15 protein-coding genes are annotated in these 15,897 nt (G+C 48.6%); 8 read left to right on the top strand and 7 right to left on the bottom strand.

Annotation, left to right across the window (positions count from 1 at the left end):
• The first annotated feature begins 13 nt into the window (after window positions 1-13).
• From AC23NW_RS20475 to AC23NW_RS20460, 4 genes are all read left to right on the top strand, one after another.
• Window positions 14-1,168, top strand: a complete 1,155-nt coding sequence (locus AC23NW_RS20475; RefSeq protein ID WP_487451676.1) for a PAS domain-containing sensor histidine kinase — start codon at window positions 14-16, stop codon at window positions 1,166-1,168.
• 160 nt (window positions 1,169-1,328) lie between these two features.
• Window positions 1,329-1,583, top strand: a complete 255-nt coding sequence (locus tag AC23NW_RS20470; protein WP_487451674.1) for a hypothetical protein — start codon at window positions 1,329-1,331, stop codon at window positions 1,581-1,583.
• Between the two features lie 41 nt (window positions 1,584-1,624).
• Complete coding sequence (locus AC23NW_RS20465; protein ID WP_487451672.1) at window positions 1,625-2,170, top strand: hypothetical protein; 546 nt, start codon at window positions 1,625-1,627, stop codon at window positions 2,168-2,170.
• 54 nt (window positions 2,171-2,224) lie between these two features.
• The gene (locus tag AC23NW_RS20460) at window positions 2,225-2,818 is read left to right on the top strand and encodes a DUF4136 domain-containing protein (protein WP_293841042.1); all 594 of its coding nucleotides are present in this window, start codon (window positions 2,225-2,227) and stop codon (window positions 2,816-2,818) included.
• Between the two features lie 82 nt (window positions 2,819-2,900).
• On the opposite strand, the gene AC23NW_RS20455 is transcribed toward AC23NW_RS20460, so the two are convergent.
• The gene (locus AC23NW_RS20455) at window positions 2,901-3,785 is read right to left on the bottom strand and encodes a c-type cytochrome (protein ID WP_487451670.1); all 885 of its coding nucleotides are present in this window, start codon (window positions 3,783-3,785) and stop codon (window positions 2,901-2,903) included.
• 299 nt (window positions 3,786-4,084) lie between these two features.
• Here AC23NW_RS20455 and AC23NW_RS20450 point away from each other — a divergent pair, with 299 nt between their 5' ends.
• Both AC23NW_RS20450 and AC23NW_RS20445 read left to right on the top strand, forming a co-directional pair.
• The gene (locus tag AC23NW_RS20450; protein ID WP_487451669.1) at window positions 4,085-5,065 is read left to right on the top strand and encodes a helix-turn-helix transcriptional regulator; all 981 of its coding nucleotides are present in this window, start codon (window positions 4,085-4,087) and stop codon (window positions 5,063-5,065) included.
• 111 nt (window positions 5,066-5,176) lie between these two features.
• Window positions 5,177-6,475 carry a hypothetical protein gene (locus tag AC23NW_RS20445; RefSeq protein WP_487451667.1) on the top strand — a complete coding sequence of 433 codons (1,299 nt, stop codon included), beginning with the start codon at window positions 5,177-5,179 and terminating at the stop codon, window positions 6,473-6,475.
• A gap of 257 nt (window positions 6,476-6,732) precedes the next feature.
• Here the strand turns inward: AC23NW_RS20445 and AC23NW_RS20440 are convergent, their stop codons facing one another.
• The 5 genes from AC23NW_RS20440 to AC23NW_RS20420 form a co-directional block, all read right to left on the bottom strand.
• Window positions 6,733-7,554, bottom strand: coding sequence for a hypothetical protein (locus tag AC23NW_RS20440; protein WP_487451666.1), 822 nt, complete (start codon window positions 7,552-7,554; stop codon window positions 6,733-6,735).
• A gap of 1 nt (window position 7,555) precedes the next feature.
• A complete protein-coding gene (locus AC23NW_RS20435) occupies window positions 7,556-8,500 on the bottom strand; it encodes a ParA family protein (RefSeq protein ID WP_293841054.1) in 945 nt (314 codons plus the stop codon).
• Between the two features lie 102 nt (window positions 8,501-8,602).
• Window positions 8,603-10,021 carry a replication initiation protein gene (locus AC23NW_RS20430; protein ID WP_487451664.1) on the bottom strand — a complete coding sequence of 473 codons (1,419 nt, stop codon included), beginning with the start codon at window positions 10,019-10,021 and terminating at the stop codon, window positions 8,603-8,605.
• A gap of 973 nt (window positions 10,022-10,994) precedes the next feature.
• Entirely contained in the window at window positions 10,995-12,176 is a 1,182-nt protein-coding gene (locus tag AC23NW_RS20425; RefSeq protein ID WP_487451662.1) for a BamA/TamA family outer membrane protein, read from the bottom strand.
• 145 nt (window positions 12,177-12,321) lie between these two features.
• Window positions 12,322-13,305, bottom strand: coding sequence for a glycoside hydrolase family 43 protein (locus tag AC23NW_RS20420; RefSeq protein WP_487451660.1), 984 nt, complete (start codon window positions 13,303-13,305; stop codon window positions 12,322-12,324).
• A 262-nt stretch (window positions 13,306-13,567) separates the two neighbouring features.
• Here AC23NW_RS20420 and AC23NW_RS20415 point away from each other — a divergent pair, with 262 nt between their 5' ends.
• Complete coding sequence (locus tag AC23NW_RS20415; RefSeq protein ID WP_487451658.1) at window positions 13,568-13,981, top strand: EthD family reductase; 414 nt, start codon at window positions 13,568-13,570, stop codon at window positions 13,979-13,981.
• 62 nt (window positions 13,982-14,043) lie between these two features.
• Here the strand turns inward: AC23NW_RS20415 and AC23NW_RS20410 are convergent, their stop codons facing one another.
• Window positions 14,044-14,769: an NUDIX hydrolase gene (locus AC23NW_RS20410; protein ID WP_487451657.1), complete on the bottom strand. Its 726-nt coding sequence runs from the start codon at window positions 14,767-14,769 to the stop codon at window positions 14,044-14,046.
• 236 nt (window positions 14,770-15,005) lie between these two features.
• Between AC23NW_RS20410 and AC23NW_RS20405 the strand changes: the two genes are divergently transcribed.
• Window positions 15,006-15,866 (top strand): ThuA domain-containing protein, encoded by an 861-nt coding sequence (locus tag AC23NW_RS20405; RefSeq protein WP_487451655.1) that lies wholly within the window; start codon window positions 15,006-15,008, stop codon window positions 15,864-15,866.
• Window positions 15,867-15,897 lie beyond the last annotated feature (31 nt).

The raw sequence follows: 15,897 nt of genomic DNA, 5'->3' as shown, positions 1-15,897 counted from the left end.
GCACACACTACGCATGAATCAGCAACAGGCATCCTTCGGTGATTTATACCGGCAGCTTGAACCAACCGTTCTCGACGATCTTTATCATAACGCTCCCGTTGGTTATCACTCCCTGGATGCCGAGGGAAAAATCATGCTGATTAATGATACAGAACTGCGCTGGATCGGGTATTCGCGGGAGGAAGTGGTCGGGCAAATGTACCTGTACGATATGCTGCCACCAGAACAGAAAACACGATTTACCGACGATTTTACCGAAGCGCAGCAAAGCGGTATTCTTAAAGATGAGCGTACTGTACTGATCCGTAAGGACGGGTCCAATTTCCCTGTCCTGATGAACCACTCGGTTATTTTCGATGAAGACGGCCAGTTCCTGATGACCCGCACGGTTGTTATTGACATGACGGTGCAGCAGGGGCTGGAAGATCAGATTGTCCGGAAAAACAGCGAGCTCCGGCAGCTCAATGAGCAGTTGTTCGTGCTGAATCAGACGAAAAACCGGTTTATCGGTGTTGTGGCGCACGGGCTACAGACGCCAATTACCAATCTGCGGCTGCTGGCGGCCAAATTCCGTAAAACGGCTGCCACATTAACAGAGCGGCAATCGAAGTGGGTTGACGAGATAGACCAGACCGCCCTGCGCATGAGTGAGCTGATCCGGCAAACGCTGGACGTAAACCGGATCGAACGGCAGGCCAACACCCCCCATTGTACGAAACAGGATGTCTTACCGGCCATTTCAGAACTGCTGAACCGGTTTACCTACATTGCTGAACGGAAAAGCATCCGGCTCCGCCTGGCCTGCGAGACGGAAACGGCGGTCTGCCATACCGATCTGGCCTATCTGACCGAAATTCTGGAAAACCTGCTATCCAACGCTATAAAGTTCTCCCCGGCCGGCAAAACCGTCTGGTGCCACATTGACTGTATACCGGGGCAACTCTGCCTGTCCGTTTCCGACGAAGGCCCGGGTATTCCGCCTGATGAGCAGGTGCATTTATTCAAACCATTTACCAAACTAAGCCCGCAGCCAACGGCCGGCGAGGCTTCTTCCGGTCTGGGTTTATCGGTGGCTAAGGAATACGCCGGCCAGATCGGGGCCACACTCTCCTACGCTGACCGGCACCCGGAAACAGGGGCTACCTTTCTGTTACAGCTGCCGGTATAGCCATTCCTGCCCGCGAGTGCCTTTTTTTCCCAAAAAGCTGCCCACAATCAGGATTTTGCGCTGCCTGCCGGTAGGGTTTGGCTGCGCGCTACCCGCCAATTTTGTTCTGTCAACGTTGCACAACGCAACTGTTTTTTTCAACGCTCAACACAGAACGATCATGAAAACGCTCGCAAAATCTGTCTTAGCTCTGCTACTGGTCGCATCAATGGCGGCCTGCATGTCATCCGGTGCGCCGAATGATACCGTTACCACGGCCTTCAAACAAAAATTCGGGGAAGTCAAAAACGTGAAATGGACGCATAATGAGGACTTTTCGTATGCCCATTTTGAGCAGAATCACCAGCAGGTTGTGGCTGTTTTCGGAAACGACGAACAGTATATGGCCACCGACCCCGCCAAACCCATTCAGTAATTCATTCACAGACCAATCACTAATACAAAACTGAGTTAGCCATGAAAAAATTAATTGCCGCTCTGGTAATGGCCGGTATGTCATTCGGAGCAACATATGCCCAAACTCCTCTTTCAGATGAAACGCTGGTAATTAAAGCGGTAAAAAAAGGCGATGAACCCAAACAGGTCATGGACGCTGTGAAAAGCGATTTTCCGGACGTAATTGTGAAGGACGTTGCGTTTTTACCATCGGCACTTTACGGCCGCGAATGGGCACTCAGTGAACGGAATAACACCGACAATAAAACAGAGCTGATGTTTTATCAGGTTTCTGCCTACGGGCCAACCGGGCATTTTCAGGCGGTATACGATAAAGCAGGTAAGTTGCTGAGCTTCAAACAGGCGCTGAAAGACGCTGAGCTGCCGGATGCCGTTTCGAATACACTTAAAACCCTTTACGGTGACTGGACCGTTTCCGGCGATAAGGAATATTTTTCCTATGATCTGAAAAAGACGGATGTGGCGTATCGGGTAACGTTAACCAAAGGCCACAAACACAAACACCTGCTTATTGATCCATCCGGTAAAATCCGCCGGAAAGTGTAAGTCTCCCATTTATAACCGGTACAATCTATCAACCTGTAAACTAAATAAACAGCCATGAAATCGTTTGTTTCAGGTTTCTTTATAAACCTGCTCCTTCTGCTGATTACCCGTACTGCCTTTGCTCAGGTTTCAACTGATTACGACAAAACAGTTGACTTCAGACAGTATAAAACATATACCTGGGCCACGCCGGATATTCAGGTCGGGAAGAACCCGGTCTACAACAGTGACCTCATTACCAGCAACATTGAAGCTACGCTTAAAACAGAACTGACCAAACGGGGTCTGAGCCTTAACCCCGAAAGCCCGGATCTGCTGGTTGGTTTTCATACCTACACAGATAAGAAAACCAAAACGGTTAGTTACGGCCCGAGCTACCCGCTATACTATCCGTTTGGGTTCAGAGGCGGCTGGCGGTATTTACCCTACGGCTATGGGAACTGGCCCTATGCCTGGAACAACAACATGCAGCAGGTGCCTTATACTGAAGGAACCCTGGTTGTCGATATTGCGGATGCCAAAACCAGACAGCTTATCTGGCGGGGCGTTATCGAAGGTGATGTGTCAAACCCGAACCGGATAGAAAAAGAAGTCACCAAAGGAGTGGAAAAAATTATGAAAGATTATCCGGTGAAGGCGTTTAATTAGCCCCGTGATAATAAACCTTAATAACCCTGAACAGCGGGCTGCTCAGGGTTATTTTTTACCTTTTCCGAGTCGGTATTCCTTTTTACTGAATAGACCGGAAATAGAGATAAAGGGACCGGATTTCCTTATCGCTGTAATGCGCCGTCATTTTCCAGGGCATTTGTTCATTGTCCAGCTGATGGCCGGCCGGGGTTTTTCCGGTACGCAGGGTCGTCATGAATTGCGTTTGAGTCCACTTTCCGACCTGCCCGGAGCGCGTAAGATCCGGAACCGGTGGCTGGCCCGGTGCAAGCGGATCGCCTCCTTTAAAGTCCGGCTGGTGACAACCGGAACACGATACGGCCAGGTATTCGCCGAGTTTTACGCCCATGGTTGTATCCAGCTGCGCTTCAGGCCTGCGTGTATGATCGATCTTTTCAACAGATAAAAGCGGCATTTTCTCAAAATAAGCGAGGGTTTTCACCAACGGCCCGACCGTAGTCTCCGGCAGTTTCCGGTCAACCGGCTGAACCTGCCGGCAGTACGTAATCAGCGCGCTCAGATCCGGCTCAGCCAGCAAGGTGGTTTCGTGTGAAGGCATAAACAGGAGTGGCCTCCCGCGACGGTCGACACCATGACGGAGCGCCATCATCCAGTCAGCAGCCGTATAATCAGCCGGCAACCCTCCTTTTCCAGTTGTCAGATTGGTCGCGACCAACCGCCCCAATGCCGGATCGTCGGCCATAACCTTGCCGGACAGGTCGGTTCCATGGCATTCAAAACACCCTTTAATGGTCGCCAGATGTTCTCCCCTGACTAATGTAGCCTTATCGGCCTGTCCGGTCAGGGTTTCCTGCTCAAAAGTGTATTGTTTATTCATGCGCTTTTCGATAGACAGACTTATAAAAGCGTAAGCCAGTCCGGCCAGGATACCGATAGCCAGTAAGCCAAGGCCTGCCCATTTTCCGAATTTCAGTAGTCTTTTCATTGTTGTTTACGTTGTCTTGCGGCACCTCGTTCAGGCGGCAGCGGCACAAAATTCCGGAACATAGTTCACAATGACCTACGCGCAGCGGATTTGCAGCTACGCCGGACGGATTAACCGGTGCCCATAAAGGCGGGCATTCCTGCAAATGGCTCTATCCCGGCTGAGTCTGCTCATGTTCCGGTTGATCCGCTGCCTGCGTCAATTCAGGCAGTATGCCCCTTCTTTTTTTATCCGCGCGGTTTAGTTTTGATTACCAGCGTGCACTACGCGCGTACATGACGCTTTTTCTGACGACGAATATGACAACACTGACAACCGCTGAGCTCTTTCAACCGGAATTAATGACTCCATCCTGGTCAGCCACGAACCGTGCTCCTTCACTGCCCGCATTTGTGAGCCGGCATCCGGCGGCCGGAGACGTTGAGGTTACGGATATTCAACTGCCATTTATGCGGGCGATCAGCATGAACTGGCAAACCCGGTCAGACTTTTCTCTAGTTGATCCTTCACCCTGCGATGGCATCCATATCAATTTTATGCTGACCGGTGCCATGGATTCAACGTTTAACGGCATACCGGCGCCGCTGGCCATGCGGACCGGTACCCATAACCTGATTCATACCCCCGAAGCAGGGCATATAAACCACATATCCGGCAATCAGCATTTACAGATGCTGCTTCTTCAGATCGATAAATCGTTTTTCGTTTCGTCTCTCGGGGAGGGTGATGCCTGGAGCGATCATCTGTTAACCGAACTGGATGCTGAACGCCCGTTTGCAGGCTCAGCGGCGCCATCAATGATAACCCCGCACATGTTAGGTCTGATCCGTGATACTTGCAATCCCGGTCAGCGGGGGCCAATGCGTAATCTCTTGCTTCAGTCGAAAATGCTTGAGTTGCTCGCCTTACAGCTTGATCAGTTCAGAACGCCGGAAAAACCGGCCGGCATTATTCCGGCACATGAAGCCGATAAACTGCGGCAATTAAAGGCTTATCTAGATACTCACTTTCTCGAAGACCATTCGCTCGCCGGGCTGAGCCGCTACTGTGCCTTAAATGAGTTCAAGGTCAAGAAAGGCTTTAAACAACTGTTTGACACAACTGTCTTTCAGTACATCCGGCAACTGCGAATGCAGCACGCCGGATTGCTTCTCCGCAACAGCCCGGTTTCCGTCGACGAAATCGCCGATCAGCTGGGCTATGAACACGCCCAGCATTTTTCAATAGCGTTCAAGAAGTTTACGGGGCATACCCCCACCCAATATCAGCTCAGGGCGTGATGTCTTCCACAGAAAATCCATAACACGTAGCCGGGAATCCGTACTGCGTAGGTCATTGTCTGGCTTATCCGGCATTTTTGCAGGGTAAACAACACAACAACTGAACGACGCATGAAACGTTATTTCCCGAATGTAATTATCCCTGCACTGCTCCTGTTCGGCGCGGTTGCCTGTAAAGACACCTTTCAACCGGTTACTCCGGGTACGGATGTTGATAAAGAGGAAGAAATCACAGAAAACGGTATCCGGACCAAACCCGGAGATCCTGCCGGTGCCGCCATTGTCAAAACAATCGGTCCGGAAGGCGGCACCATTGAAACGGCTGACGGGAAGATCCGCCTGACATTGCCGGCAGGCGCCCTGTCGGTTCCGACGCCGGTTTCTATCCAGCCCATTACCAATCATACACCCAACGGCATTGCTCAGGCATATCGGTTTTCACCGGATGGTACCACATTTGCCAAACCCGGCATTCTTTCGTTTACCTACGAAAAAGAGGAAATAACCCTCAACGATCCTGACGCATTTCGCGTTGCCTGGCAAAAACCGGATGGTATCTGGTACAATGTTCCGGGCGTAAAAACCGATACGGCAACCCACCGCATTACGGTTCCGATGACACATTTCAGCGATTGGAGCGCGGCTGAAATTGCGCAGCTGGAAAACATGTTCGTTGACTCGAATGAACCGGTTCCGGGTATTTTATTGTGGGGTGAATCTGCCCGTCTGCACCTCAACGTTTTATCACCTCTTGTCAACACAGAAGAGCCGCTTACCTATAAGAATGCGTCAAAGAGCATTACGTGGGCTGTTGTCGGGGGACGAGCAAATGGCACACTGGCGACAAATAACGGGGGCAGTAATACCTACACTGCACCAATGGGAACGCCGGGACAAAACCCGGTTACTATCAACACTACCATCGACTTTACAAATGGTAAAAAAGTAATTCTGCTCAGCCAGTTTGTTATCGGAACCGGCTATATAAAACTAACCTTCGGCGGCAAGGAATACATGCTTTCCGGTGATATGCAGGATGAGTATACGGACTACTTTGAAATCATGGGCGCTACCTTATCCAGTGGCGGCGTGGTCTGCACAATCTCAACAAGTGGCTATAAACCGGGTACCATGCCGTTCGGCAATTACACCGAAATCCCGAATGCAGGCGGTATCCGGCTGGGCTTCGGTTCGGGCGGAAAGCAGAAAATCTACGATGTTGTCGGCTGGGATTGTGAAGGGAGTGAATACTGGGCCCGCGGTTCCGTAACGATTGAACGCTATCAGCCCCGAAAATTTATCAAGGGTAAGTTCTCCGGACACGTATTTGATTACTCGCGGGACTGTATCTTTTCGTCTACCGACGGTCCGGTTTGCAGCGGTGAGTTTTACTGCCGGACGCCACGGTAACCCAACGTATTTCCGGCTTTATGCTTACGAAGTGACAGCGTGTCACTTCGTAATATTCACTGTCTTTTTTATAACATCATTTGGTATCCGGTGCCCGAAGTGACACACTGTCACTTCGGGCTTTTTTTGCAGTCAAGCTGCTTGTTTGGAGAGCTGTTTTTCACGAAGTGACAATGTGTCACTTCGTGAAGTTTATCCTTAGCATATACGCCTCCGGTTCTAAATTTCTCACGAAGTGACAACGTGTCACTTCGTTGTCATAACTGCATTAACTCATTGATTTTATGCACTAAACGCGCACAGGATCGTTTATCCAGCTTCCCGTTTGCCAGCTCCCTGATTTCAGTTTGGAGCCGTTGTTTCTGCATGGTTGCCGGTTCCGGTTCAGAAGCCGTACTGCTGTCCGCCTCTCCGGTAACGCCGGTTTTTGCCAGCTCCGCAATCCGGGTCTTTGACAACTTTGCTTTACCGGAAAGTACTTCTTTTTTCAGCGCAGGTTCCAGCTTTTCGATACCGGCAGCAAATTCCCCGTCCCGCTTAATTGTCCGGCTGCTCACGCCATATTCAGTCGCGAGGGACTCGGCAACATTCTGTTGGGCTGATTCTGCATTCAGGTTACTGCCTCTGGCTATTTTAAGCTGATTATACCGCATCCCCCGCAGGTAGGAGGCCTGCTCAGGCGAAAGATTCCGGCGGCCAAGCTGGTAGTCGATCATGTATTCCTTAACCTGCGTCATCGATTCAACATGAACGAGGTTAATCCGGAAGTCCAGTTTGTACTGATTAATAACCGAAAACCGGTTATGTCCGTCGATCAGTACATACACCGGTGTTTCATCATCACCCGTGCCGGCAGTCAGCGCTGTGGTTTCCCAGATGGTCAGCGGGTCCTTTACGCCATATTGCCGGAGATTCTGTTCCAGCTGCGCCACCTCATCGGCAGTCAGTGGCGGGATCAGATCGCGCAGTTCGTCCAGGACAACAATCTGCTGTTTTATATTTTCTTCCGCCGACAGGAGGGAAGGGCGGACATCGGCAGTTTTGGCCTTCATCAGGCTCATGAAATCTTTCTTAGCCATCTTACAGCATCGTTAGTTCTGTTGCTAATTCGTAGTACTGCTGCCATGAGGAAGACTTAGACGAATAGGTATATAAATCTTCCTTTGCCACCTGCGACTGCTTAATTACCGTCGATACTTCAATCACGACATCATAAATTCTGAAGTGCTGGTATTTTTCGCGGATGTGGCTCATCATGCTTTTATGCACACTCTGATTTTTGTGAACCATCGTAAAGACAATTCCTTTGATCGTCAGCGTCGGGTTAATATAGGTTCTTACCTCCGCAATCCGGTTGAACAAACTCTCAACGCCGTGGAATGCGCTGGCTTCAGGCTGTATCGGCACAATACAGGCATTCGATGCAACCAGTGAACAGGTCGTACAAATACCAAGGCTCGGCGGACAATCAATGAGAATATAGTCAAAACGGGCTTTGGCTTCTTCCAGCTTAACCGTCAATCGGCGGTCTGCACCAATTGCGTTTGCCAGTTCAGATTCCTTGTACGCCATCCGGATATCGGAAGGGGAGAGGTAGAGATTTTCCGCAATCGGCAGCATCGGCAGCGACACATTACTCAGCAGTGCATCGATCACCTGCTCTTCGGGCTCGTGTACCCCGAAGCACTGCGAAAGATTGCCCTGTGAATCCATATCGACCAGCAGCACCTTATAGCCCAGCAGACTCAGGCCTTTACCGACATTAATGGTAGTCGTTGTTTTACCGACGCCACCTTTGTGGTTAACAATGGATATTACGGTTGCTTTTTCAAAAAGAGAATCCGTATAGCCATACTGACGTAAAGCCTCATCCAGTGCCGGCAAATGCTTGGCCGGAACGTCCTTCTGATTAGTCAGTGCCTTGTGCAGGGTTTTTGCGGGGATGCCAGCCTCTTTTTCTATCTGAGACAGGTTAATGGCCGGTTTCGTTTTCAGAAACCGGATGAGCTTGTCCTGTGTGATCATACTGCGTTGCCGGGGATAAATTTATACCCTCAGCAAAGGTAAAAAGAACTTTTTTTATCCAAAGAGCTATGGACAGAAAGTTTGTCTCTGGTTGACCGGCACTTAAAAAGGATCAACTTTGGCCTCGTCAATTATTTGTGCATACTGTATTTCCGGCACTTCTTCTTTCACATCCGCTCTGATCCATAAATCACCTTCCCGTTTAATATTCTCGCCTTTCTTTTCCTGACAGAAGCTGATAAAAATCTGATCTTCATCCTCGCCCTGTTCCTTTGACAGGGCTTTACCCAGCGTAACCTGAAACATCTCCTTGATTACCGCACCGTCTTCGCGGTAATACACGGCTTTCAGCTGCGGATTTGCCTTAATCTGCTGGTTTACATACGAGAAATACTGGTGCTTAACTACCGAATCGGCCTGTTGTCCGATTTGCGTATAATATTGCTCCAGATAGTCCGGAAACTCCACGGTTCTCCACCTGTTAATCTCCCGGTTATCGGCTTGTTTCCGCTTCTGGGCCGCTTTCTGCTGTTCTTTCCTGAGTGCTTCCGCATGAAGCCCTTTGCCGAGGTTCGATTTAAGGCCTGCTTTCACATAGGCAAAAATACTTTTAATCAGTACCCCTTTCCGCCGTTCGTTTATGGCGTAAAGCAGGGTATCCAGTATCCTGTTCTGCGAGGTATTCAGTTCATTCACAAAATCACCGATGTCATCCGGAGTCAGATGCGGCTCAATCTGCTGAAACAGATGCACCATTTCGGGGGTGACCGTCGGGACAATAATCAGTTTGGGAATATCCAGCGGTGCAGCCGGCAGAAAGGGTTCCAGACTCTCATCGCCTGCATTTTTGTGGCTGTAAATTGTAAAACTTACACCAATTACTGATTTACCTGATTTTATCGGTGCGTAATCAAAACTGATATCTGTCTGCTTCTTCAGTTCTTTACGGGCAGGTTCAAGCACATAAAGTTTAAAATCGGCAAACCGCGGATACTTATCGATCAGGTTCAGCTTTTCTTTTAGTTCATCAAACGAGTAATCAACCTTCCTCTGAAACTCATTTGATTTCAGCAACTCATATAATCTTACCGTATTGATTGACCGCAGCGTCAGGATATATCGTATATCATACTGCGTAAAAGCTTCTTTCAGGTTTAACAGATAGGGTTTGAGGCGGGGATCAAACGACAGCTCCATATAGCTCTGCCCGACAACGTATTTCGCATAGCTGATATAACCGATCAGTTCAAACGAACCTTTGGGGTCAAGGCGTTTGAACGTTTTCTGAATTAAGCTTTCGGCAACTTCCTTGAGAATGGTATAGCCCCCTTTGCCTTTCAGCCCAAGGCTTTTCATAAACGATGTTACCTCAATCCGGTACGTATTGAAATCCACATCGTCCGGCTCTATCTGCGCGACCATGGTCAGAAAGACTCTGGCCTCGTGTATATTCAGCGTATGCCTGAGATTCAGAAAATTGTTGGACTGAACAATCAAATGCGGGTTACCTTTTTTCTTCATGGTATCTGAACACAACCAGCTTTGTTATTACGAGAAATACGGGGTGCTGTTTTCCTTTATCGTTTTCTGAATACCTGATTTCAGGTGTCAGAATCTGAAAAACAAGGCTATAAGGCTGGATTGCCTCGTAATCTGTTGAAAACGCATACAAAGCAGATAAAAGCCCTGTATATCTCGTAAAATACCCGTTGGTACTCGTAAAATCATTCTTTTTTTCGTGAATGGCTCAAAAATATTACGATAAGTCAATTTACACTATAATAAATACAACAGAACACCGCTTTGATGACACATTGCTTTAAGTGATAAGACCTGAATGCTACCCCGTATTTCTCGTAATAACGGTTTTTAGTAGTCTGCATTACCCCGTATTTCTCGTAATAACCGGCTGTTTTCCCTTTGAAACTCGTAGTATCTGGTCCTGAAAAGCGCTATTATCGCCTGTATTATCCCTTTTTTAAGTCCTGTCAGGCGAATACCGCGTTTATAGCCGGCACTCACCCCGTATTTCTCGTAAAATGAAATGCTTTCCCCATTTTTCTCGTAATAACATGTCCGTATTCAATTCCCATACTATTTATAAGAATCTAAATGTCAGGCAATTATCTGTAAAAAAGAGCAATAATAACGGATCACCCTGCTTTTCTCGTAATGTACCCCGGATTTCTCGTAAAGTGCCCCGCCTTTCTCATAATACACCCCGGATTTCTCGTAAAATGCCCCGCCTTTCTCGTAAAGTACCCCGGATTTCTCGTAAAATGCCCCGCCTTTCTCGTAAAATGAGCCCGTAAAAAACTGATAATGAATGAGTTACAGAGCCTTAAACTATATTAAACAAAAGAAAACACACACAAACAGTTAAACAGAAAATTGTGTGTGGATTTTTGATCAAGTTTTTTCAAAAAAAAACTTTCCTTAAACACCCCCGATTCCGGGCGCCCCCCTCTTAATGGTTTTCAGGATAGGCGGGTAATCAGAATGCCTCACCGGTGGTGATATAAAAACCGACACCTTCTCTGGTCACACCAATATCGCCACGGATAAAAATATCCTTTTTGGGAAACATCAAATACCGTAAGCCAACGCCTCCGGAAACGACAAAACGGCGGGGGACCAACTCAACCGGTTTAGGGGCAACGGCGCCGGCAGCAGCAAAGATGGTTCCGCCCACCCGCTTACTAAACCCAAACGGCAACATGCGGTATTCGAGCTGAGCGGCTACCAGATTATTATCCCGGAAACGACCCTGGTAATAGCCCCGCATAATCATGTCGCCACCGAGTAAGGACTTCATGTTAAACGGAACCGTGCCTCTAAGAAAGCTGCCGAAAAGCTGACCGGCCAGTACATTCCGCCGGTTAACCGGCCGGTAGATCCGGGTATCAATCGTAATGCCGTCAAAACTGTAGTCACTGCCTGCCCCCTTCCGGTAAGACAGAAAGGATAATTCGCTGAAAAGGCCCTTGCGTACATTCAGTGCATTATGGCGCTGATCATACACCAGACTCAATCCCAGACCAAGATTGATTGAACCGCCCGAACCCAAGGGCAGCGGGTAGTGCGGACCGTCCTGCGGCTGTCCGAATGACGTGTTGTACAAAAACTGAAAATCGGCCTGGGGACCGATAAACAGATTGGGTGCAATCCGCTTCAGAAACCGCTGCCGTGCCTGCACATACATGGCGTCGACCACTGCCGGATTCTTACCTGACGTTTGCGGGCCCTCACCGTAATACAGCAACGGAAACCGTTGAAAGCGGGTCCGTCCCATGAGTGCCCATTTATCCTTATCGCCGTAAATAAAATTATCGAGCCAGATACCGTACTGAGATTCCAGCGTAAAAAACGTAAAGGCTGTTACCTCGCTCAACCGGTTGAGCGTATCATTTTTGGCCTGAAACAGCAGCATGGATGAAAGCCCAAGCTCCACACTGGTTTCGGGCGCATAACCAAGTGTCGGGTAGACTCTGATACTTAACTGGCCGGGCGAAGTGGAGTCTGTAAGCATCTTTCGCACAGTCCGGCGTACCCATGAGTCCGGTGCCTGTGCACGGGCGGGTAAATCCGTCAGGATACAGGCCAGTCCCAGCGCAAACGGCCATAGCCGGACGGTTGACAAAAGATCGTAAAAAAGCTTGCTCAGGCGATTAATCACAGTAAACCGGTTTAAATACCTCAGTCGTTGTAAAAAGGCCGTATGGCCGGTTTTTTGGCCGTTAAAAACGACGACCCGACAACGTCCTTCGGAAAACTAACTGTGAAAACCGGATAACGTTTAGTTATCTGTGCTAAATAACCCCTTATTTGCCGGCCATTACGGGAATAATAACATCCTGTCCTTTGACACTAAACGAGTAAACACCGGCCTTTTTATCCCATTGTTTAACGACCGGAACAATGCGTGTCCGGCGCGGCCCTACTTTTTCAGAAGAGTTATGGATGTGGTACACATAATACAGCTGGTGGTCAATGCCTTCAAAAAGGTCACCATGACCGGAGCCATTTTCACCGACAATAGACCGGTGAATGATCGGGTTATTTTTATGTTTCACCCAGGGCCCGTAAGGGGAATCCGCTACGGCATAGCCAATTGCATAATCGATGTTCTGAAAATGATTTGCTGAATAAAACAGGTAATATTTATCCATGAGTCTGATGACGGTCGGGCCTTCCATAATCGGGGCAGACTTAAAATTGGGCGTTGCCTCCCAGGGTTCTGTCTGGTCGAAACACCGTTTCAGGGTTTCCGGCTTTATCTTTCCGGTTTTCATGTCAAATTCAGCCACGTGCAGGTAATTGCCTTTATTGAAGCGCACACAATAGAGGTAATATTTACCATCCGTATCCTTAAACAGGTAGGAATCAATATTTTTCTCAGATCCGTCAATGGGGCCTTCTTCCTGTTGCCGGTACGGACCATACAACGATTCAGACGTTGCCAGAACCGTTTGTTCGTCAGCGGTATAAGTCAGGTAATACGATCCCTTATCCTTAAAAATCTGTGGTGCCCAGAAACCTTTTGTACCGAATGTGTGGTCTCCTCGGGTCAGGATCATGCCCAGCGAGTCCTTCGCTTTAGCCGGTACTGCCCACGTTTTCAGGTCATTTGATTCTAACAGCGCAAACCCCTGTGGTCCGCTGTTGCCCCCCTTTGAGCCGGTAAGGTAATACTTGCCTCCCTCAACAAATATGGTTACATCGGCGAAAAAAATCTGCCGGTCCGTCTGGGCTGATAGCGGTAGGGCAGCGAAAAAAAAGAGTACATAAAGAAACGTTGATTTCATTTTCAGGATATTGATTGAGTCGTCCGTTAAGCGAAGAGCTGAAACCGGCTTTTTTACTGACTGTACGCACTTCATAGTGTGATCAGTGCCGGGATTACACGGCTGTTACTACCGAAGATAGGCGCACCGGAAAACCTTTCCGGGAGCATACGTTTCAGGTCAATAGTTTGCTAAAAAAGTATTACGGTTCTGTGCTTCTGATAGCCGAACTTTGGTGCGCTTAAATTGTACAGATTACAACAAATAACTAATCGTTCCGGCAATGAAAACTTCAGTCAGTCTTCTTCTTATTGCGCTGTGTTTCTTAGTCAGTTTCCGGCATCCACAGTCAGCTGACAACCCGAAAATTAAAAAGGGAATGATCAAAGTGGCGATCTTTTATCCGAACGGAGAGGGGAAAACCTTTGATATGGACTATTATACGACAAAGCATATGCCCATGGCCGCCCGGTTATTCGGGGCATCGCTAAAAGCGATGGCTATTGATAAAGGTGTTGCCGGCGGCTCACCGGATACGCCGCTGTCCTATCTCGCCATCGGCTATTTTTATTTTGAAACGTTATCCGCCTGCCAGCAAACAATGCAGGCACATTCGGCGCAGCTAAGGGCTGATGTACCAAATTATACCAATATCAAACCCGTTGTTCAAATCAGCGAGGTACAGCTGGCTGAATAGCACTCAGGGTTGTGCGGTAATCCATGACGTGGGCTACCGCACAACCCTGAAACCCGGCCGGCTTACCGGTTGAAGCGATACAGGTACGGCGCTTTATTAGCGGCCCCGGTAAACTTCTTCTCAAGCCGTTCGAGGACATTCAGGTCCAGTATTTTTTTCTGAAAGTTATTACGGGCAAAGGGCTTGTTATAAACTGCTTCGTAGAGTTCCTGCAACTCCCGCATGGTGAATGTCTCCGGCAGGAGATTGAAACCGATCAGCTTCTCGTCGAGGTTCCGGCGTAGCGTTTCCAGTGCACGGTCAACCATAAGGTTGTGATCCATAATCATGCCGGGCAAGTCAGTTACCGGATACCAGTCTGCCGATTCGTCCAGCTCCGTTTTCCGGGGAAACACCTTATTGAGGTCGACCAGAGCATAATAACCGATAGACACAAAGCGGCTGGCAAGCCAGTGCAGGCTGGATTCATCCGGAATCCCCATGTCAAGCCACTTCTCTTTCAGGGTCAGCAAGCCTTCAAATATCTCGTGATTGATCCGGTTGGGTTCGCCGAAAACATGGTATTGTTCGAGATAAATATCCGTCAGTCCGGTACGCTCTTCCAGAATCCGGCGCGCTGCCAGATCAATACTTTCGTCCTGCCGGATAAAGCCGCCTGGTAGGGTCCAGACCGCCGGAGTAATGTTTACGCGTGAAACCAGCACTTTCAGTACTAAATCAGCGTAACCGAAAATGACGCAGTCTATGGATAATTGATGAATAAAGTTCTGTCTGTCAAACAACTTCATTGGCAGTGGTTTAGGGCTACGGCTAAAATAAGGGTAAATTATATGGATTGAGCGGCTGTAAGCCCGTTTTTACTCATCTCAATACCGTACAGTTTATGGAATGGTATTCTGCAAAGATATTATAATGAAAAATTTATTGTCCCAAAAAAAGACAATAAGTAAATTGTTTCTACATTTGCTATCAGGATTAGCAATACGGACAAGAAGAACAGGAAATAAGCCCCCTTGTGGTAAGGATGAGACTACGAAAAATCATTAAAATCGTACTGGGTGTCATTGGCGGATTAGTCGTGATGCTGGCAGTAGCGGCCGGTTTGTTTATTTACAAGGTTAAAAACGGGTTTCCGGTATCGTACGAAACAGAGCATCCGTCCATAGACTTTCCGGTTGGTAAACCGGCGATCCTGCTGTTTTCGAAAACGACCGGTTTCCGGCACGGCGCCTCTATTGACGCATCGAAGCCGGTTATCAAAGCACTGGCGGAGAAAAACAACTGGTATGTGTACGAGACGGAAGAAGGCGGGGTATTTAATCCGGAGCAACTGGCAAAATTCAGCACGGTCATTTTTAATAATTCGACGGGCGAAGTCATTAACGACGAGCAGAAACGCGCATTGGAGCAGTATGTCGAGGGTGGTGGCAGCCTGATCGGTATCCACGGCGCCGGTGACGACTCGCATCACTGGGACTGGTACGAACAGCATTTATTAGGGGCGAAGTTTTCCCATCACCCCCTGAATCCGCAGTTTCAGCTGGCAGATGTTGTCCGCGATCCTCAGACAGACAGCCTTTTCGCGCGGCTGCCGCAGAAATGGGCACATTCCGACGAATGGTACGTCTTTTTTGAAAACCCGCGTAAGAAAGGCTTTACCATCGTTTATACAATCAACGGAGAAACGATCAACCCGAACGGGAATATGCTGTTTGTCAGCACAAAGAATTTCGGCATGGGCAAGGATCATCCGGTAGCCTGGTATAAGCAGACGGGCAAAGGAAAAACCTTTTATACCTCTATGGGACACAGTGAAACCGCATGGCAAAACCAGCACGTTGTCCGGCTGCTCGAAACAGCCCTGCAGTGGACCATTCAGCAATAACGGAGCTGTGTATATCTCAATCTTTCAATCG

It is taken from the genome of Arsenicibacter sp. R0_47 (assembly GCF_057652235.1).
Note: the sequence above shows the minus strand (reverse complement) of the source record. Positions and strands in the feature narration are given on the sequence as shown.